Origin of the sequence: Actinoplanes sp. NBRC 101535 (assembly GCF_030269225.1) — a bacterium.
Classification (GTDB): Bacteria; Actinomycetota; Actinomycetes; order Mycobacteriales; family Micromonosporaceae; genus Actinoplanes; species Actinoplanes rectilineatus.
Genome location: NZ_BSSY01000008.1, coordinates 288954 through 309495 on the forward strand (window position 1 = coordinate 288954; position 20542 = coordinate 309495).

Below are 20542 nucleotides of genomic sequence, written 5' to 3' on the forward strand. Positions count from 1 at the left end.
CCTCTGTCGTCTCGAACGCCGAGGGGCAGCGTACGTCGCCCCGGCAAGATCATCCAACCTTGTGATCGGAACGCTGGGTGACCGGGCACGCTAGACTCCCGGCGCACGGATCAACGGGAGGCATCAATGGCTCGGCCGGCGGACTGGTACGTCCTGGACATGGACGGCGACCCCACGCCCGGAGACCCGGAACGGCTGCGCCAGCTCGCTTCCCGGTTCCACGACTTCGCGGAGAACGCCCACCGGGCGAAGATGGCGGTGGACTCCCTGCAGGGCGACGGCGCCCTGCTCACCTGGGTCGGCCAGTCCGGCGACGCGTTCCGCTCGCAGTTCGGCGACTTCCCGGGACAGGTCGACAAGCTGTACCGCTCGCACCTGATGGTCGGTGACGCGCTCGACGCGTACGCGCCCACTCTGGAGAACGCGCAGGCGCAGGCCGACCGGGCCCTCGCCGACGGGCGCGCAGCGGCCGAGAAGCTGAAGTCCCTGCAGGGCTCGCTGGGCATCGCCGAGGCCGACTTCTCCGGTGCCTCGCAGGCCGCCGAGCGGGCTCGCGCCGAGACCCAGAAGCCCGATCCCGATCAGGTCAAGCAGGCCGTCCGGGACGCCGAGGCCGCCGAACAGAAGCGCAACCAGGCCCAGGCCGCGGTGGCCGGCGCGCAGGGCGAGCTGGACCTGGCCAAGCAGCTGGCCATGCAGGCCAAGGAACTGCGCGACGGCGCGGCCCGCACCTGCGCCCGGGAGATCGACGACGCCTCCGACGCGGGCATCCAGCCGCGGTCGTTCTGGGAGAAGCTCGGCGAGGCGTTCAAGCAGATGTGGGACATCATCTGCGAGGTCGCCAAGTGGGTGGCCCTGGTGGCCGGCGTGATCGCGATGATCATCGGTGGGCCGCTGGCCTGGGTGGCGCTGGCCGCGGGAGCGATCCTGCTGATCAAGGCGGTGGTCGACTTCGCGGGCGGCAAGGGGTCGGTGATGGACCTCGTCTTCGGCCTGCTCGGTGTGATCCCCGGGGTCCGGGGCCTGACCTCGCTCTCCAAGCTCAGCGCGCTCTACAAGGCCGGCGGTCTCAAGGAGATCGGCAAGGCCGCGCTGCAGGGCATGAAGACGCTGGCCAACGACATGGTGAACATCGTCAAGGGCGTCGGCGCGGGCGCGGTCACCCTGGTCAAGAACCTCGGTGGCCTGGCCGGCCTGGGTGCGGCGAAGCTCACCGACCTGTTCCAGATCAAGGTGCCGCCGGTGCCGAAGGACGTCTCCCGCTCGATCGACATCCGGGAATGCGTCACCGACCCGATCGACGTGGCCACCGGCGAGATGGTGCTGCCCCTGGTCGACCTGGAACTGCCCGCGCCGCTGCCGTTCGCCCTCGAGCGCACGCACCTGTCGTCGTACCGGGCCGGGGGCCTGTTCGGGGCGTCCTGGTCGTCCACCATCGATCAGCGTCTGGAATCCGACAGTAAGGCGACGTTGTTCTTCGCCGCGGACGCCATGGTGCTGGTCTACCCGATCGGGGTGCCGGGCGCGGCGGTGCTGCCCGAGGAGGGCCCGCGCTGGCCGCTGACGACGGCCGCGGACGGCAGCGCCACCCTGGAGACCGGCGACCGGGTGCTCGGCTTCGACGACCAGGGCCGCCTGGCCACGGTCGCCGACCCGGCCGGCAACACGCTGCGCGTCGAGCGGGCGCCCGACGGCACACCGCTGGCACTGCACCACCCGTCCGGCCGCCGGGTCCTGTTCACCGTCACCGAGGGCCGGATCACCGCGGTCACCCTGGGCGGCACCACGGTCGCTTCCTTTGCGTACGACGAAAGCGGGCGTCTCGTCGAGGCCGCGAACATCTCCGGCCGGCCGGCGCGGTTCCGTTACGACGACGACGGCCGGATCACCCAGTGGATCGACCGGACCGGGTTCGGGTACCGGTACACCTACGACGAGGACGGCCGCTGCGTCGGCACGATGGGCGAGGACGGTTACCTCAGCGCCACCCTCACCTACGAGGACGACCGGACCACCTGGACCGACTCGCTCGGGCACAGCACCGTCTACACCTTCGACGAGTACCACCACGTCACCAGCGTCACCGACCCGCTCGGCAACACCAGCACCGCCACCTGGGGGCGCTACAACGAGCAGCTGTCCCGGACCGACGCGCTCGGCAACGACCCGTCGGCCACGGCGACCGGCGCGCGACTCGACCTGGACCGGCTGCGCGGCGGCCGGCCGGCGGCGCCGGAGCGGGTGGAGGGCCTGGCCGGCTGGGCGGTCCGCACCGGCGACGGCGAGACGGTGGTCTACGACGCCGAGGGCTACCCGGTCGAACGCACCGACCCGGCCGGCAACGTGCGGCGCACCGAGTACGGTCCGTTCGGCGTGGTGCTGGCCTCCGTCGACGCGGACGGGCTGCGCACCGCGTACACCTACGACACCGAACTGCGGGTCACCTCGGTCACCGATCCGGCCGGGCTGGTCTGGCGTTACCAGTACGACCCGGCCGGACGGGTCACGGCGATGACCGACTTCGACGGACGGGAACGGCGGTTCACCCACGACGCGGCGGGCCACGTGACCGCGGTCGACGGCGTACCGCTGGAACGGGACGCGGCCGGGAACCTGGTCCGGCGCGGCGACACGTCCTACTCCTACGACGCTCAGGGCCGGCTGGTCGCGGCGCAGAGCCCCGGCGTGGACCTGCGCGTCGAGTGGGACGCGGACGGGCGCAAGGTCGCCGAGACGGTCAACGGGCGGACGGTCCGGATCGACGTCGACGGCGCCACGGTCGTCCGGCGCACCCCGGCCGGGGCGGTCAGCACCTGGACGGCGGATCCGTTCGGACAGCCGTTCACGCTGGACAGTGCCGGTCACTCGCTCCGGTTCCGGCACGACGTGACCGGGCGGGAGATCGCCCGGACGGTCGACGGGACGCCGGTGCTCGCCCAGCGCCACGGGACCGACGGCCGCCTGCTCGGGCAGAGCCTGCCGGCGGTCGGCGAGCGGGTGTTCGAGCACCGGGCCGACGGGGTGATCGCCGGGAAGGTGGACTGGACCGGGCGGACGGCGTACACGCTGGACCCCGTCGGCCGGGTCACCCGGGTGCACGGGCCGGGCCGGGACGAGACCTACCGTTACGTGGACGGTCGTCCGGACGGGGTGTACGACGGCACCTCGTTGCGATCATCGGGGGCGGTGTCGAACACCTATGACGGCCTCGGGCGAGTGGTCAGGCGTACCATAGAGGAGGTTGGATCTTGGGTCTTCTCCTGGGACGACGAGGGCCGGATGGTCGCGGCAGTGACCCCGGGAGGCACGACCTGGCGTTACGCCTACGATCCGCTGGGACGCCGGATCGGTAAGACCGACGGGGTCGAGCGCTACGATTTCGCCTGGTCGGGCAGCACTCTGGTGGAGGAGGCGCACACCGCGGCGGACGGCACGCTGCGGGTGACCACCTGGGATCACCATCCGTCGGACGGGCGCCCGGTGGCCCGGACCGTGCGGATCGACGGCGACCTGGATTTCGCCACCGTGGTGACCGACCGGATCGGCACGCCGACCGAGTTGCTCGCCGCGGACGGCACGCTGCGCTGGCAGAACGACACCACCCTGTGGGGCGCTTCCGACATTTCTGAAATGTCGGTCTCGTTCCCGGGGCAGTACCGGGACCACGAGACCGGCCTGCACTACAACGTGTTCCGCTACTACGACCCGATGACCGGCCGCTACCTCAGCCAGGACCCGCTCGGCCTGGCACCGGCGATCGACCCCGCCGGATACGCGGCCAACCCGCTGCAGACCGCCGACCCGCTCGGCCTGATGTGCACCAGCCCCGGCGGCTCCGGCGTGCCCAAGCCGAACCCCGGCTCCGCCGACATCCCCGCCATCGTCCAGAAGCTGGACACGCCCGAGTTCAAGAACCCGGCCGACTTCATCCCCGGCCTGGTGCCCAACAAGTCCCAGCCGACGTTCCTCTACCACGGCTCGGACATGCACCCGGACGTGATCTTCAAGGAGGGCCTGCAGTCCAACGCCCTGCGCAACAACGCGAACTCGCACTACGACATCAAGCTGCACCAGCAGAACAGCTCCAAGGCCCGCGACGACAACACGTTCAGCGGGTTCGTCTCCACCACCGACGACCTGAACGTCTCGCTGCAGTTCGTCCGGGACAAGGACATCGCGTTCATGCTGCAGGGCAAGCCGCTGGACGGCGTCAAGTTCACCGAGAACATCGGGGGCAAGGACTACAAACTGCACTACGGATACGTGTACGCGATCCGCGCCGACAGTCAGCCGTTCGTCGAACTGAACGTGCAGACGATCAAGGACGTGACCAAGGCGTCGCAGACGGAGTTCGCGGCACTGGACCACATCCCGGGTAAGAACATCTCGCACGCGTTCCTGATCGACTCGCCCTACAACGTGGGTATCAAGAACGGCGTGCAGCAGCTGGACATCCCCCCAGGCCAGAGCCGATGGCAGCTCATCGACAACCCGGACTACGTGGCGAAGAAGAAGTGAGGAATCCGTCCATGCGCTGGATGTACGCCGTCGACCCCGCCTACGAGGGCGCCGAGCAGATCCCGCCGTACGCGATAGCCGGCGCCTACCCGGTGGGGGAGGACGGCAGCCCTGCCGAGGAGATGATCCCCAACCCGGACTACCGGCCGTCACCGCGCGCCCTCGGCTGGCCGGCCCCGGCCAACGAGATCGAGGCCGCCGTCCAGAATGCGGCCACCGGGCACGGCGACGACGCGGCCGTCCGCGACGCGCTGCTGGCCGGTCAGGTCTTCGTCGATCCGGCCGCCTCGAGCAGTGATGAGCTCCATGCCTGGACGTCCGACCGGTATCTCCCCTCCGCCGGTGATTGGCGGCTCCTGCCCGCCTCGTCGCTGGCCGGACGTGTGGTGACTCTCAACCCCGGAACAGACCTGGAGGTACGCCTCCCCGCCGCCGCCCTGGTTTAGCGTCTAGCCTGGTGGTCGTGGATCAAGAAGAGCGCATCGCGATGTTCCTCGACTACGAGAACCTGGCGATCGGAGCCCGCGACCACCTCGGCGGCATGGCCTTCGACCTGCGCCCGGTCACCGACGCCCTGGCCGAACGCGGCCGGGTCGTGGTGCGCCGGGCATACGCCGACTGGTCGTACTTCGACAACGACCGCCGGATGCTCACCCGCGGCCACGTCGAACTGATCGACATCCCGCAGCGGATGGGCGCGTCCCGCAAGAACGCGGCCGACATCAAAATGGTGGTGGACGCGCTCGAACTGGCCTTCGAACGCGACTACATCTCGACGTTCGTGCTCTGCACCGGCGACAGCGACTTCACACCCCTGGTCCACAAACTGCGCGAACTCAACAAGCGGGTGATCGGCGTCGGGGTGGAACGCACCACCTCGGCGCTGCTCCCGCCGGCCTGCGACGAGTTCCTCTTCTACGACCGGCTGGACGGGGTCGACGCCCCCGCACCGCAGGCCCGCCGTTCCCGCCCGGCACCCGTCAAGGCGGCCGAACCTCTCGCCGTCCCCGAACCGCTTGCCGTCCCCGAACCGCTTGCCGCCCCGGAACCTCTCGCCGTCCCCGAACCTCTCGCCGTCCCCGAACCTCTCGCCGCCCCGGAACCGGAAGCCCTCGCCACCCTCGTCGCCCAGACCGTCTCCGGCCTGCAGCGCAGCGCCAGCGGCTCGGTGACGGCGTCCACTCTCAAACGCACCCTGCTGCGCAAGGACCCGACGTTCAACGAGGCCGACTACGGCTTCCGCGCCTTCGGCGAACTGCTGCGCCACCTGGCCGGCACCAACGTGATCGAATTGAGCGACGGCCAGGCCAAAGGCGACCCGGAAGTGTCCCTGCCCGAACACGGCGACCGGGAAGCGGCCTTCGCCCTGCTCCGCGCGGTGGTCACCGACCTCGCGTCGGGTTCCGGCCCGGCGGCCCTCTCCGGCCTGAAGAATCAGGTACGCAAGGTAGCGCCCGACTTCAGCGAGAAGAAACTCGGCTACCGCAGCTTCCTGCAGTTCGCGAAAGCCGCCGCGACCAGCGGAGCGGTGGCGCTGGCGTGGAGCCCGGACGCCGACGACTACCTGCTGACGCCGCCGTCCGCATGACCCGCGGCGCGGTCCCCGTCGACGTCGACGCTGGTCCGCGCACCCCCAGCGGCCGCACCGGTCAGGCTTTCCCGTCCACCGGGATGCTTCGCGCGACCCCGAGGAGGGGCACGGCGGGTGTGTTGATTTGGGGCGCGCAGCGCACCCGTAATCACCACACCTTCAACGGGCGTGTTGATTTGGGGCGTGCTGGGCGCCTCTAATCACCACGGCCCGACGGGTGTGTTGATTTGGGGCGTGCTGGGCGCCCGTAATCACCACGGCCCGACGGGTGTGGTGATTTCGGGTGTCCAGCACGCCTGTCACCACACGGCCGGGTGCACATGACGAGACCGGATCGGTGTCAGACGGTTGCCAGGGCCTGGGTCGGGGTCAGGCGGGCCGCGCGTACGCACGGATAGACGCCCGCCAGCACCCCGATCAGCACCGCCCCGCCCACGCCACCCAGCGCCGCCGTCGCCGGGATGACGAGTGGCCAGTGTTGCCAGGCCGCGTACCCGACGGTGGCCAGCAGGCCCAGCGTCGTGCCGAGGATCCCGCCCAGCGCGGCCAGCAGCACCGACTCGGTCAAGAACTGTCCCCGGATCTGTCCGCGGGTGGCACCCAGGGCCCGCCGCAGGCCGATCTCGGAGCGGCGTTCCAGGACGGCGACGACCATCGTGTTGGCCACGCCGATGCCGCCCACCACCAGGGCCACCGCGGCGAGGGCGAGGAACAGCACGGAGAAGCTGCTCTGCGTGGCCCGTTTCGCGGCGAGCGCGTCGGACGGCCGGGTGACGATCACCTGACCGGGGCGCTCCGGGAAGATCGTCTCGGCGAGGACGCCGCGGACCGCCTCCAGGTGTTCCTCGTCGCAGCGTACGTAGAGGACGGTCGGATGCCCGTCGAAGCGCAGACTGGTGCGGGCCGCCTCCCACCCGACCAGCACCGCACGGTCGATGTCCGGGGTCAGCGGGGTGGTGCCGAGGATGCCGATCACGGTGAACGGGACGTCCTCGATGATCACCTGAGGGGCCGGGCCGCCGGCGGGCAGGTCGGTGATGCCGAGACGGCCGGCCGCGACGGAGCCGAGCACCACGGTCGGGAAGTCCGCGGTGGCCGGGTTGAGCCAGTTTCCGGCGTGGACCCGGGCGTTGATGGTGGGCAGCAGGTCGAGACTGCTCGCCAGCACGGTGAGTCCGCCGCCGTCGTCGGGGGCGGTACGGTCGTTACGGCGTACCCGGGAATGGGTGTTGGCAACGGCGCTCGCGGCGGTGACCGGACCGATCCGCCGGATCATGCCGACCGCCGATTCGGGAATCTTCTCCTCCTTCTCGGCGTCCGGTGTCTCCATCGCCTGCAGGGTGTTGGTGCCCAGCGCGGTCAGTTCGGCGAGGAGCGCGGCCTGGCTGGACGCCGGGATGCCGGTCACCACGATCATCGTGGCGATGCCGATGGCGATGCCGAGGGCGGACAGCAGCGCCCGGGCCGGCCGGGTCCGCAGCCCGAGCAGGCCGAGCGCGAGCATGTCGGCCGGGGCGAGACGGACGGGTCGTGGTGGACGGCTCATCGGCGTACCCCGGCAGGAAGGGAATCGTGGACCAGGCGACCGTCGCGGATCTCCACCCGCCGGGGCAGCGACGCGGCGATGTCCCGGTCGTGGGTGATCAACGCGATGGTGGCGCCCTCCGCGTTGAGCCGGCGCAGCAACGCCAGCACGGCCTGGCCGGTGGCGGTGTCCAGGGCGCCGGTCGGCTCGTCGGCGAGTATCAGCGACGGCCGGTTGACCAGCGCACGGGCGATGGCGACCCGCTGACGTTCACCGCCGGACAACTGTTGCGGCCGGTGCTCGGCGCGGTGCCCGAGACCGACCCGGGCCAGCGCGCGGAGGGCCAGGTCGCGGCGGTCGCGGCGCGGAACCCCGGCGTACAGCAGACCGGTGGCCACGTTGGCCTGCGCGGACAGTCCATCGGCGAGGTGGAACTGCTGGAACACGAAGCCGATCTCGCGGGCCCGCAGCGCGGACAACTGCCGGTCGCTCAGCGTCGCCACATCCCGGCCGGACACGTGCACGGTGCCGGAGGTGGGCCGGTCCAGCGTACCGATGATGTTGAGAAGGGTGGATTTGCCGGAACCGGACGGTCCGACGATGGCGACCAGTTCGCCCTCGTCGATGTCGAGGGTGACGCCGGCCAGGGCGGTCACCCCGCCCGGATAGCTCATCCCGACGTCGCGGACGGACAACACGGTCACGACGAGACCACCACGGTCGTGCCCTCGGCCAGTCCGGGACCCTCGATCTCGACCCAGCCGCCGGCGAACATGCCGGTCGTCACGGCCACCAGCCCGGTCGGGGCCTGCACGGCGTACCCGCCCTCGGTCAGGGCGACCAGCGCCTCGACCGGCGCGGCCAGGACGTTCTTCGCGGTACGCCCGGCGAACCGCACCTGCACGTCGGCGGAGTCCAGGGCGGCCACGTCGTCCGGATCGTTCGCGGTGACGGTGACGGTCAGCTTGGCCGGACCGGTCACGGTGCTCTCGTCGGCGACCAGGGCGCGGCCCACCGACAGGACCTTCGCGGGGACGGTGCTCTCGTCCGGCAGTACCACGGTCACGGCGGCACCGGCGGTGATCCCGGTCGCCTCGCCGAGTTCGGCCGGCACGGTGATCAGTTTGCCGGTCGAGGTGACCGTCATCAGTGTGGTGTTCGACGGGGAGCCGGGCTGCGCGGCCACCGCGTCGACCCGGATCGCGCCGAACTGCACCTCGACGTCGCCGACCCGGATCGTGCCGGTGACCGGCAGGCCCACGTCGAGTTGCCAGCGCTTGATCGCGGCGATCAGCTCGCGGGTCAGCACACCGTCGCCCTTGCGCACCTGCACCGGGGCGGCACCGGGGGTGCCGGCGGCCACTGTGGAGCCCGGTAGCGGCTGGACTCCGGTCGCGTACCCCAGTGCCCGGAGATTGTCGGCGACGATCCGGACGTCCCGGCCGACCAGGTTCTCCCCGCTGATCTCGCGGAACAGCGGCATCCTGCCGTAGAACAGCACCACCGGCTGGTCGTCGGCCCGGTACACGGGTTTGCCGCGCCGCACCGTCCGGCCGGCCTCGGGCAGCCAGGTGACGGTCGCCTCCCGATGACCGGACAACGGGCGGCTCACGCCGTACCCCAGAGAACCCGGCATGGACCGCGTGGTGGACAGATCCCGGCGCTCGAGGGCCGCGGTGGCGGCCGGCACGGTCGGCTGCGGGACGGCCTCGGCACCCGCCCGGCCACGGGTCACCACGACCGCGGTCCCCCCGCCCAGGGCGGCGGCCACGACGCCCGCGACCAGCCATCGGGCGACCCGCCGCGGGCGTGGCGGCGGCGCCGTCAGAGTCATCACTTCGGTCGGGGCGTCAGACTTTCCATGCATGCGCCGAGCCTGGCGAACCTTCGTTAGGAAGCTGTCAGATCAGGCGAACGGCGCCGGCCCGGCGGCGGGTTCCGGCCGGTGCACACCGCGTGGACGGTAGCCGAGCCGATCGCTACGGCCGGTGATGTCGGCCAGGTACCAGATCGTGGCCAGCCACATCTCCGTCCCCTGCAACCCGGGATCGCCGTCGTCGAGGCGGAAGGCGAACCCGGCGTTGTCGTGCCACCGTCCGAGTACACCCCGCAGCAGCGTGCCGGCCAGGGCAGTCACCTCGGCGTACCGGTGCCCGGTGTGCAGAGTCAGCCACAGGGGATGCGCCACGTCCAGCACGTTGCAGGCGTTCCAACGGTCCGGACGAAAGAACCGGGCGTCCGCGGCATGCTCCAGGACGGTGTCGATCACGCGTTCCGGCCGGGGGACCGGGACGCCGAACTGGGCGAACGTTCCGCGGGAGGCGCGGTAGAAGCCGTTGACGATCTCGAGCATTTCGCCCGTTCCCCACATGCCGGTTCGGGGGTCGGTGTTCAGATTCAGCCATCCGAAGAGCGCTTCGGGGATGCCCGGGCGGGGGTTCGCGCCCTTGCGGAGATTCCAGTGCAGGGCGGTGCCGATGCCGTCCACGTGGTGCCCGGCGTTCCAGGCGCGATCCCGCCACGGCAGCGCTTTCAGCGACGTGACCAGGTCCGACGGCTCGAATCGTGACAGAGCGTGCACCGGTTCCGGAAACTCACCGCCCAGAAGATCCAGGGCATAACCTACGCAGAGTACGTGGTAAACAGCCGTCCCGTCACTCAGCGCCAGAGTGGTGGTGCCGTCCAGTTCGGGCACCAGTCCCGAGGCCGGATCCTGCCAGCCCCGCAGCCGCGCCACCTGCTCGCCGGGCGGCAACTGGCCGGGCGCCCGGCCGAGCAGCAGGTCGGCGATCTCGACGGCGTCGCACTGTGCCCTGACCGTCGCGCCGGTTCCCGGGCGGTCGGTGAAGAGGCGGGTGGCCGGATTCCAGACCCGGTCCAGGACGACGGATGCCTGAGCGCGAACCTTCTCGGCGAAGGCTTCGAGTCCGCCGGGTTCGCCGCCGATGCGGGGCTCGGGGACGCGGCGGCGGAGCACACGGGCCGGGTTGCCGCCGACCACCGCCCCAGCCGGGACGTCCTTGGTCACCACCGCGCCGGCCGCGACAACCGACCGGTCACCGACCGTGACACCATCCAGGACGACGACGTGCGAACCGATCCACACGTCGTCGCCGACGGTGATGCCTCGCGACTGCAAGGGCTGCCGGAACACCTCCACATCCGGGTCGGTCATCGTGTGGTTGAATCCGATGATGGAGGTGTGCGCGCCGATCCGGACCGCGTCACCGAGCGTGACATCGCCCCGCACCACGGTGTACGGGTTGATGCTGCAGTCCCGCCCGGCGACCAGCGAACCGGTCAGGTAGGCGCCCGCCGCCACATAGGTCCGGTCGCCGAGAGTGAGATCGTCGTTGTCGACCGAGGCCAGCGCCGAGACGAAACAGTCGGTTCCGAACCGGTATCCGCGCTCGTCCGCCATGTCCCGCTGGGCGTCGAGTTGTCGTCGCCGGTTCGTCTCGTCGGCGTCCCGCCAGAACGTCCAGGGCGAGTGGTCGAGCAGGCGCTGCCGGTCGATGGTCACGATCGTCCCTCGGCTTCCGTGGTCGGTCCCCGTCCCGGTGTTCGAATAAGATCAATACGAGCATCGTTTGATCGTCTCCACAAGCGGGTACTCGTCAGTTCCAGAGTTCACCGAGTTCACGGGCCGGTCGCTACGTGATCGGGGCGCTTTTGCGGTCCGGCTCACGGCTTTGGTCGCGGTCTAGTTGCTTTTTGTGGCTTTTTGCGGCTTTTTGCGGCTTTTTGTGGCTCGCGATCTCGGTGGGACACCGGTTCACGGACGAGAGGAGAGTGCCATGACTGTCCGGAACGCAACGATGATCAGGCTGAGCGACTCCGACAAGGCGGTGGCGGACCCGTCGCTCGACATCCGCGGCCGAATCGTCAAGGACATCGACGGCAGTGACGTAGGCCGAATCGACGACCTGCTGATCGACGCCGACGAACAGCGGATCCGATTCCTGCTGGTCGAACACGGCGGCATCCTGGGGTTCGGCGCGACCCCGTCCTACATCCCGGTCGACGCTGTCGTCGAAGTGACCGCCGACGAGGTCCGCATCGACCGGACCGGCGGGCACGTGGCGGGCACACCCGGCTACGACCCGGACCTGGTCGACCACGACGACGACTACTACGCCAACGTGTACGGGCACTACGGGCTGTCGCCGTACTGGGCGCCCGGTTACACGTACCCCATGCGTCCTTACCTCTTCTGACCCGCGGCCCACGCTTCGGTCCTCGGCCCCAGGTTCGCACGTCGAATTCGCCGGCAGTCTTCGCTGGTCGGGCCGGGCCGGGCCGGGCCGGGGCGGCCAGCCGGGCCGGGGGTGGGGCGGGTCCGTCGGCAGTCTTCGCCGATCACGGCTGTCTGTCGGGTTTGCTGATCCAATTCGAGTTGGCCAAACTTTTTGATTGTTTTAATGACTTAGCAGCATTAATTCGACTTATTGTTTTTATCTATTTAGCCGGTTTCACCGGTTTCGCCGGGCCGATTTCGGCGGTTTCGCTGGGGGATATGCCAGCCGGTGTCCGCACCCGATCAAGCGATTGGGTGCGTTCGCCGGTCGTTTCGGGGCTGCGGCCGCACCCAGTTCCTTGATCGGGTGCGGTGGCCCCTGAGCGGATACTCCGGGTTCAAGCCTGGTAGGTGTCCGCACCTGATCATGTGTTTGGGTGCGGTGACCGGTTGTTTTGTGGCGGTGAGCGTTCCCGGTTGCTTGATCGGGTACCGCTGTGTCCCGGGCGCCGCCCGTTTGCTCGATCGGGTACGGCCGTGTCCTGGCCGCCGCCCGTCTGCTCGATCGAGTGCGGCCGTGTCTCGGGCGCCGCCCGTCTGCTCGATCGAGTACGGCTGTCTCCCTGGCTTCGCTCGGTTCCTTGATCGGGTGCGCCTGCCTGCCGGGTGGTTGTCTCGGGTTCAAGCCTGGTGGGTGTCCGCACCCGATCAAGCGATTGGGTGCGCTTGCCGGTCGTTTTGGGGCTGCGGCCGCTCCCAGTTGCTTGATCGGGTGCGGTTGCCTCTCGGGCGGTTGTCTCTGCACCGGCTTGGCGGGTGTCCGCACCCGATCAAGTGTTTGGGCGCGGATGCCGGTCGTTTCGGGATTGTGGGCGCGCCCGAACGCTTGATCGGGTGCGACTGCTCTGTGGCCTGGAGATCGCTTTGGCGTCGAGCGGTGAGTGTGTGGGGCGCGTTTGCGAGCGCTGCTGGGCGGGGTGATCCCGGGTGAGCTGTTTTGATCACCGGGGAGTGGGGTAGGTGGCTTTTCTGCCGATTCCCGCGAAGGCGGGGAGTGCGGCGAGAGGAGATTCCGATGGCGACTTCGCGTATTCCGTCCGACCCGGACAAATATCCGCCGCTCGACCCCGGTGCGCCGATCCCCGACGACCCGGGTGAACTTTCGCCGGACAGCCCGGATCCGCTGCCGCCGCCGCCCGTGGAGCCGATGCCCGGCGAGCCGGGTGACCCCGGTGACCCGGGCGTGCCGGCCCAGCCGGAGCCGACCCCGCCCGACGCCGTTCCCGAACCCGCCTGACCGAAGGCTCACCGAACCTGTCTGGCCGGCCCGATCACGACATCCCTGGACCGGGTCTGATCACGGCTGGCCTAATCGAATCGCCGACCCCGGTTGGCTGGACCAATCCTAATATGGTCATTCAGCTCAAATCGCATTGATCTTGCCGTTCGGGTCCAACTGCCTCAACCGGGTCGGCCGGGCCGGGCTGCCTGGACCTGGGCTGCCTGGACCTGGGCGGCCGGATCTACCGCGGCGGACCGGCTGCACCGCCCTGAACTGGGAGAATGTGGCTTGGTGGGGAGTGGTCCGGGGATTCCGGGGTACTCCGAGTCATGCGGAAAACAGATATCGACGACCGAGGTCAGTCGTCCGCGGACCAGGCCGGAGGGCAGTCCGTCGCTGACGGCGACGACCCGCTTCACGATGCGGCGGATCCGCGTGAGGATCCGAAGCAGCGTCTCCAAAGGGTGGGTTCCGCCGGTGGTGGCGCCTACTCCGACAATCGCCAGGGCGATCCGGGCGACGGGCACGGCGGCGGCCACTGAGGTCGGCGCGATGGGTGAGAAGTGGGCGCCGGCGAGAGCGATACCAGCCGTGCGAAGACGGCCGGTATCGACGGGGCCGACAACGGCGGCCACCGTGTTGATCAGGGTGAACGGGAACCGGCCGAAGATGAGGACGTCATGGGCGGCGGTGGTGCGACCGCAGCCCATGACGTCCGGCCTATCAGAGCAGTGCGCCCTCTGAGGATGGCGGCGACGCGCCGGACCGCACCGGCGAAGATTCCGGCGGTGCCGATGCTGTTTCCGCCGGGACGGGAAAATCGGCTCCCGCAGGGGCGTGAGGATCGGCTTCCGCCGGGCCGGGGGGATCGGTTACCGCCGGAGCGGGAGAATCGGCGTCCGCCGGGCCGGGAGAATCGGCGTCCGCCGGGCCGGGAGAATCGGCGTCCGCCGGGCCGGGAGAATCGGCGTCCGCCGGGGCGGGAGAGTCGGCCGGCGAGGAGATCGTGGCTGGAGCCGCGGCGCGGAAGCTCAGCAGGGCCAGGAGCAGGCCGATCACGGCGAGGCCCACGCCCAGCCACGCCGACGACAGGTATCCCCATCCGGCGGCGATCACCGCGCCGCCCAGTGCCGCCCCCAGGCTGTTCGAGATGTTGATCGCGGACTGGTTGACCGCGGCGCCCATCAGCTGTGTGCCGGGCGCGACCATGATCAAGCGTGCTTGGAGTGCCGGGACGATGAACAGGCTCACCGCGCCGACCAGGAACGCGCTCACGAACAGGCCGACCGGGTTGCCGGCGGTCACCGCGAACAGTGCCACCGCCAGCACGTTGCCGAGCAGGCCGGCGAGGACGCTGAGGCGCAGGTCCCGGTCCGCGGCGATGCCGCCGGCTGCGATTCCGGCCGTCATGCCGAGGCCCATCGCGGCCAGCACCCACGGCACGGTGTTCTCGGACAGCCCGGTCACGCTCGTGGTGACCGGTGCGATGTAGCTGTTGACCGTGAAGAAGCCGGCCGGGCCGATCGCCACCACGGCCGCGACCAGCCACACCTGCGGTGAGCGGAAGGCGCGCAGTTCGGCGCGGGGTGAGCCGCCGGGCGCGGCCGCCATCGGGGGCACGGTCACTGCCGCGGCGATCAGCGTGAGGGCGAAGACGAGGGCCACGCAGGTGTACGCGACGCGCCAGCCGTGATTCTGTCCGATGCCGGTGATGACCGGTACGCCGATCAGGTTGGCGGCGGTGAGCCCGCCGAGGACGATCGCGATGCCCTTGCCGTGGTTGCCCGGTCCGAGGATGTGGGCGGCGATGAGTCCCGCCGCGCCGAAGTAGGCGCCGTGGGCGAGGGCGGCGACGAACCGCCCGGCGAGGACGAGTTCGAAGGTGGGCGCGGCCGCGGATGCGACGGTGCCGACGGCCATCAGGGTGAGCAGTCCGAGGACGAGCCGGCGGCGGGGTGCCCGGGCGGTGAGCGCCGCGATGGTGGGTGCGCCCGCGACGACGCCGAGCGCGTACACGGTGATGAGCCATCCGGCCCGGGCCACCGCTTCGGACGGGGACTGGAGGTAGGCGGCGGGGAACAGGTCCTGGGCGACCTCGGGCAGCAGGCCCATGGCGACGAACTCGGTGAGCCCGAGGCCGAAGCCTCCCATGGCGAGGGCTGTCAGGGCCGCCCAGCGACGGCCGGTGGTGAGGGTATCCACGGCGCACACTCTAGAACGTTCTAGTAGCTCGGCGACATAGAACGTTCTAGTCGTCACAGCGTACGATCGGATCATGCAGTCAGCGGAGCGGCGGACCACCCTGGCGGACGTCGCGGCCGAGGCCGGTGTCTCGGTCGCCCTGGTGTCGATCGTGATGCGGGGCGCGCCCGGGGCGGGCGCCGCCACCCGGGAGCGGGTTCTCGAGGTCGCGCGGCGGCTCGACTACCGTCCGGACAGCCGGGCCCGCCTGTTGCGCAGCGGCCGCAGCCAGTTGCTCGGGGTCGTCTTCGACGTGCGGCACCCGTTCCACTCCGACCTGCTCACCGGGCTCTACGCGGCTGCCGACGCCGCGGCCTACCAGCTGACCCTGAGTGCGGTGACCCCGCGACGCGACGAGCACGCGGCCGTCGCCGACCTGCTGCAGGACCGGTGCGAGGCGCTCGTGCTGTTCAGCCCGAAGATGCGGCCGGCCGAACTGGCGGGACTCGCCGCCCGCCTCCCGGTGGTGGCGATGATGCGCAGCGTACGCAAACGCGATGTCGACGTGGTGCACACCGATGACCTCGACGGGGCTCGGCAGGCCGTCGAATACCTGATCGGACTCGGTCATCGGCGGATCGCTCACGTCGACGGCGGCACCCTGCACGGCAGCGCCGAACGTCGGCAGGGGTACGAGGACACCATGCGCCGGCACGGTCTCGGCGAACACATCCGGGTGATCTCCGGTGGTTCCGGCGAGGAGGACGGCGCGCGGGCCGCCGGGGCGCTGCTCGACGATCCGCCGAGTGCGGTGTTCGCCTTCAACGACCTGAGCGCCGCCGGCCTGCTCGACGTGCTGCGCCGGCACGGCCTGGACGTCCCCGGCGCGATCAGCGTCGTCGGCTTCGACGACAGCAGTTTCAGCCGCCTCGCGCACATCGACCTGACCACGATCGCCCAGGACGTCGACACGATGGCCGCGCGTGCCGTGGCCCGCGCGGTCGAACGCGTCGAGGGCGCCCCGGTGCCCCACCGCGAGGTGGTCGTCCCACCCCGCCTGGTGGTCCGCGGAACAGCGGGCCCGGCCCCCACCGCCTGACCACGCGTGCGTGCGGGAGATGCCGATCGGGCCGCGGAGCAGGTGTCGCGTGAGGGGTGTGCCGGATTGCGGGGCGCGTCGGGCTGCGGGGGGTGTGCCGGGTTGCGGGGCGCGCCGGGTTGCAGGGCGCGCCGGGTTGCAGGGGTGTGCCGAGCTGCGGGATGCGGGTTGCGGGGATGCGCTGGGCAGGGTGATGCGTGCGAGAGGCGTGGAGAGGGCCGGCCGCCTGAGCGCCGTCAGCCGCGTCCGCACCGGCGGCTCGGAGCGCGGGCGGGCGGAAGGCTGAACGCTTTCGGGCATGGCGGGAACCAAACGGGGGTGGATCACGACTTGTCTGCGGTGGCGCCGACAACCGGTGCCCGCGACCAGAGGAACAACGGTGTCCCTTCCTGACCTGGCGGAGTACGTTCCGCACCGCTCCACGCCCGATGCCGACTTCGAGGGAACCCCGGTGCCCGGTCTGCGTGCCGACTTCTACCGGCGGCCCGACGGGGACCGGATCGCGTCGGTGGGCTGCTACTCGTACGGGGGCCGGGAAGTGCTGCGGGCCTGGGGATTCGTCGACGAGGAGCACTGTCGGCGGCATGCCGTCCTGGACCCCGAGCGGGGGTGGGGGCCGGTCGTGGAGGGCTGCCCGGATGTCCGGTTCCGGCGGCACGGTGATGCGGTGGTCGGGCTCGAGGTGCGTACCCCGAAGGGTGAATGGATCACGGTCGGAGGGTGAGGCGCCTCACGTCCGCGCTGTGCACCCCTTGCCGGTGACTGGTAGGTAACCCTAACCTCACCTGCCGAAACACCCGCTCCGGCGCAGGTCGGGAGGGATCGGCCGGGTTCTCGCCGGTTGGTCGCAACTTGATCTGAACCTAGGTTGAAGTTTTAGAGTCGTCACAGCCTGTTGTCGATCATGGCTGGGCTGGAGTGTCAGAGCGAAGCGACGAGTCAAAGGATGCATGCATGGATCGCCCCCTGCGGGTAGCCGTCATCGGCGCCGGCCCGGCCGGAATCTACGCCGCCGACCACCTGATCAAGGCCGACCCGGACGTCACCGTCGACATCCTCGACAAGCTTCCCACCCCGTACGGCCTGATCCGTTACGGCGTGGCGCCGGACCACCCGCGGATCAAGGAGATCATCACCGCGCTGTTCCGGATCCTGGACAACCCGCGGATCCGTTTCATCGGCAACGTCGCGTACGGCGTGGACGTCAAGCCGGAGGACTTCTCCCGCTTCTACGACGCCACGATCATCGCGACCGGCGCCGAGAAGGACCGCGCCCTGGACATCCCGGGCATCGACAAGATCGGCAGCTTCGGCGCCGCCGACTTCGCGTCCTGGTACAACGGGCACCCCGACGTGCCCCGCGAGTGGCCGCTGACCGCGCAGAAGGTCGCCGTGATCGGCGCCGGTAACGTCGCCGTCGACGTGGCCCGCGTCCTCGCCAAGACCGCCGACGAACTGCTCGTCACCGAGATCCCGGAGAACGTCTACCAGGGTCTGCTGGCCAGCCCGGTCACCGACGTGCACGTCTTCTCCCGGCGCGGCCCGGCGCAGGTCAAGTTCACCCCGCAGGAGCTGCGCGAACTGGACCACTCGCCGAACGTCGAGGTGATCGTCCACCCGGAGGGCATCGAGTTCGACGAGGGCAGCCTCGAGGCGATGCGCAAGACCCGGCACATCAAGATGTGCGTGGACATCCTGCAGAACTGGGCCGTCCGCGACGAGCGGGACCGCCCGCGCCGCCTGCACCTGCACTTCCTGCAGGCGCCGGTCGAGGTGCTCGGCGACGAGCACGTCACCGGTCTGCGCACCGAGACGCAGGAACTCACCGGCGACGGCTGGGTCCGCGGCACCGGCGAGTTCACCGACTGGGACGTGCAGGCCGTGTACCGCGCGGTCGGCTACCTCAGCACCGCCCTGCCGGACCTGCCGTTCGACACCACCACCGGCACCATCCCGCACGCCGCCGGCCGGATCCTGGACCTGGACGGGGAACACATCCCCGGCATGTACGTGACCGGCTGGATCAAGCGGGGCCCGGTGGGCCTGATCGGTCACACCAAGGGCGACGCCGGCGAGACCGTGAAGTGCCTGCTCGAGGACCGGGAGAACCTGCCCGCCGCCGCGGAGCGGGACGCGAACGACGTCCTCACCTACCTGGCGCAGCGGGGACTGCCGTACACCACCTGGGAAGGCTGGCAGCAGCTGGACGCGCACGAGATCGCGCTGGGCGAGCCGCACGGCCGCAAGCGCGTCAAGGTCGTCCCCCGCGACGAGATGACCACCATCTGCAACGGCTGACCCGCCGCTGACACGACGACGACGGCCGCTCCCGACCCGGGGGCGGCCGTCGCCGCGTTCACGAAGGAGCCGGCTTCACGAAGGAGCCGCGTTCGCGAAGGAGCCAGCTACATGAAGGAGCCGCGTTCACGAAGCGGCCGGCTTCGCGAAGGAGCCGCGTTCGTTCACGATGGAGCCGCGTCGGCGAAGGAGCCGCGTTCCGGAAGGGGAACGGCGCGTTCAGCGACTGCTGGGTGCGCGGTAGAGGCCCTCGACAGCGTCGATGATGGCGATGGTGGTGGCCGGCCAGTCACCCTCGGTGCCGGGTGGCAGCGTCTGCTCGCGGCGGGCGCAGTAGTGCACGACCAGCGCGTGGACCATGTAGTCGCGCTCGCGCAGCAGTTCCGGGGACAGCCCCGGCAGGCAGGCGTGCAGGCGTTCGGTGACCTCCCGCAGGAGGGGAGCGCCGTGCATCTCGATGGCTGCCAGGTCGCGCAGTTTCGGCTCGGTCATGATCTGGGCGCCGAAACGGGCGTACCAACTGGGGGTGCCCAGCGACGCCAGGTGGTCCGTGAACGGCTGGACGATGCAGGTCACCCAGTCTCGCAGGGCGGTGCTTTCCGCGTACCCCAGAAAGAGCCTGCGCCGGATCTCCTCCATCGGCGTCGCATGGCGGCGCACGACGGCCCGGACCAGGTCCTCCTTCGTGCCGAAATGGTAGCCGACCGCGGTGTTGTTGCCCTGCCCCGCGGCCTCGCTGATCTGCCGGTTCGACACCGAGAAGACGCCGTGTTCGGCGAACAGGCGTTCGGCGGTGTCCAGGATCCGGGTCCGGGTGAGCTCGACCTGCTCCCCGCGCACGCTTCGTCCGGACTGGACGTCCTGGGTGTTGCGGCTCATGATCTCGTCTCGGCATTCCGGGTGCGGTTTCCGAGGGCCACCTTACTGGGCTTCGTGCGCAGGTGAAGCAGGGCGGCGGCCAGGATGATCAGGAGGCCGCCGGCGATCTGCGGCGCGGTCGGGTTCTCGCCGAGGGTGGCGGCGGCCAGGATCGTGGTGACGACGGGTTCGAAGGTGGACAGGATCGCGGCCGTCGACGGTCCGGTGCGGCGCAGCCCGGCGAAGAACGTGAGGATCGCCAGCACGGTGGAGATCAGGGCGATGGCGATCAGCCACCGCCAGCCGGCCGCGGCGAAATCCGTGCGGACACCGCCGGTGACCAGGGCCTGCACGGTGAAGGTGGTGGCCGCGCCGGCCATCACCAGCCCGGTGAGCAGTAGTGGCGGCAGGTCCCGCAGGACGTGGTCGGCGACCAGGATGTAGACCGTGTACGTGAGAGCCGCCCCGAATCCGAGCACCACGCCGCCCCGGTCGAGGTGGCCGGTGCCCGCGCCGAGCAGGACCAGCAGGGTGCCGGCGGACGCGGCCAGCAGCGCCGCAGCCCGGGCCCGGGTCAGCCGGTCCCGTCCGAGCAGGACCGCGCCGACCGTGACGAACAGGGGATAGGTGTAGAGGATCAGCGACAGCAGGGACGCGTCCATCCGTTCCAGCGCGGCGAAGAACAGTGACGCCTGGGCGGCGTACCCGATGGCGCCCATGCCGAACGCGGCCGCCAGCGTGCGCCGGGGCGCGGTGACCGGCCGGCGCGCAACGGCGAGCACCAGGCCGAGCGTGACGGCGGCCAGACCGAACCTGATCAGCAGCAGGGTCTGCGGGGTGACGCCGGCGGCGTACGCGAGTTTGCCGAAGACGGCCATCGCGCCGAAGCATGCGGCGGAGACGAGACACAGGATCGCACCCATGTGTTCGAGCATCAGGTCGCCGACCCGTCA

Annotated in this window: 15 protein-coding genes; 8 read left to right on the forward strand and 7 right to left on the reverse strand. The window is 70.3% G+C overall.

Annotated features, from left to right (window positions below):
* The first annotated feature begins 126 nt into the window (after positions 1–126).
* The 3 genes from QSK32_RS23625 to QSK32_RS23635 are packed head-to-tail and all read left to right on the forward strand — an operon-like array spanning position 127 to position 6106.
* The gene (locus QSK32_RS23625; RefSeq protein ID WP_285473193.1) at positions 127–4518 is read left to right on the forward strand and encodes a DUF6531 domain-containing protein; all 4392 of its coding nucleotides are present in this window, start codon (positions 127–129) and stop codon (positions 4516–4518) included.
* A gap of 11 nt (positions 4519–4529) precedes the next feature.
* A complete protein-coding gene (locus QSK32_RS23630) occupies positions 4530–4964 on the forward strand; it encodes a type VII secretion system-associated protein (protein WP_245673884.1) in 435 nt (144 codons plus the stop codon).
* Positions 4965–4981: 17 nt separating this feature from the next.
* A complete protein-coding gene (locus QSK32_RS23635) occupies positions 4982–6106 on the forward strand; it encodes an NYN domain-containing protein (protein ID WP_285473194.1) in 1125 nt (374 codons plus the stop codon).
* A gap of 343 nt (positions 6107–6449) precedes the next feature.
* Here the strand turns inward: QSK32_RS23635 and QSK32_RS23640 are convergent, their stop codons facing one another.
* The 4 genes from QSK32_RS23640 to QSK32_RS23655 are packed head-to-tail and all read right to left on the reverse strand — an operon-like array spanning position 6450 to position 11157.
* Positions 6450–7655 carry an ABC transporter permease gene (locus QSK32_RS23640; protein WP_045741571.1) on the reverse strand — a complete coding sequence of 402 codons (1206 nt, stop codon included), beginning with the start codon at positions 7653–7655 and terminating at the stop codon, positions 6450–6452.
* Positions 7652–8308, reverse strand: coding sequence for an ABC transporter ATP-binding protein (locus QSK32_RS23645; protein ID WP_045741667.1), 657 nt, complete (start codon positions 8306–8308; stop codon positions 7652–7654). Before QSK32_RS23645 ends, QSK32_RS23640 begins: the two co-directional genes overlap by 4 nt.
* Positions 8309–8334: 26 nt before the next feature.
* A complete protein-coding gene (locus QSK32_RS23650) occupies positions 8335–9501 on the reverse strand; it encodes an efflux RND transporter periplasmic adaptor subunit (protein WP_285473195.1) in 1167 nt (388 codons plus the stop codon).
* A 39-nt stretch (positions 9502–9540) separates the two neighbouring features.
* A complete protein-coding gene (locus QSK32_RS23655; protein WP_285473196.1) occupies positions 9541–11157 on the reverse strand; it encodes an acyltransferase in 1617 nt (538 codons plus the stop codon).
* 274 nt (positions 11158–11431) lie between these two features.
* Between QSK32_RS23655 and QSK32_RS23660 the strand changes: the two genes are divergently transcribed.
* A complete protein-coding gene (locus QSK32_RS23660) occupies positions 11432–11851 on the forward strand; it encodes a PRC-barrel domain-containing protein (RefSeq protein ID WP_285473197.1) in 420 nt (139 codons plus the stop codon).
* A 1095-nt stretch (positions 11852–12946) separates the two neighbouring features.
* On the forward strand, positions 12947–13168 hold the full coding sequence (locus tag QSK32_RS23665) for a hypothetical protein (RefSeq protein WP_045741574.1): 222 nt from the start codon (positions 12947–12949) through the stop codon (positions 13166–13168).
* 708 nt (positions 13169–13876) lie between these two features.
* On the opposite strand, the gene QSK32_RS23670 is transcribed toward QSK32_RS23665, so the two are convergent.
* Complete coding sequence (locus QSK32_RS23670) at positions 13877–15355, reverse strand: MFS transporter (RefSeq protein WP_285473198.1); 1479 nt, start codon at positions 15353–15355, stop codon at positions 13877–13879.
* A gap of 73 nt (positions 15356–15428) precedes the next feature.
* Between QSK32_RS23670 and QSK32_RS23675 the strand changes: the two genes are divergently transcribed.
* The 3 genes from QSK32_RS23675 (at position 15429) to QSK32_RS23685 (ending at position 18731) form a co-directional block, all read left to right on the forward strand.
* Positions 15429–16433 carry a LacI family DNA-binding transcriptional regulator gene (locus QSK32_RS23675; protein WP_285473199.1) on the forward strand — a complete coding sequence of 335 codons (1005 nt, stop codon included), beginning with the start codon at positions 15429–15431 and terminating at the stop codon, positions 16431–16433.
* Between the two features lie 379 nt (positions 16434–16812).
* Positions 16813–17157 carry a hypothetical protein gene (locus tag QSK32_RS23680; RefSeq protein WP_285473200.1) on the forward strand — a complete coding sequence of 115 codons (345 nt, stop codon included), beginning with the start codon at positions 16813–16815 and terminating at the stop codon, positions 17155–17157.
* A 230-nt stretch (positions 17158–17387) separates the two neighbouring features.
* Positions 17388–18731, forward strand: a complete 1344-nt coding sequence (locus tag QSK32_RS23685; protein ID WP_211275328.1) for an FAD-dependent oxidoreductase — start codon at positions 17388–17390, stop codon at positions 18729–18731.
* 219 nt (positions 18732–18950) lie between these two features.
* Here QSK32_RS23685 and QSK32_RS23690 read toward each other — a convergent pair whose 3' ends face one another.
* A complete protein-coding gene (locus QSK32_RS23690; RefSeq protein ID WP_045741578.1) occupies positions 18951–19610 on the reverse strand; it encodes a TetR/AcrR family transcriptional regulator in 660 nt (219 codons plus the stop codon).
* Positions 19607–20512: a DMT family transporter gene (locus QSK32_RS23695; protein ID WP_285473201.1), complete on the reverse strand. Its 906-nt coding sequence runs from the start codon at positions 20510–20512 to the stop codon at positions 19607–19609. Before QSK32_RS23695 ends, QSK32_RS23690 begins: the two co-directional genes overlap by 4 nt.
* Positions 20513–20542: the final 30 nt, after the last annotated feature.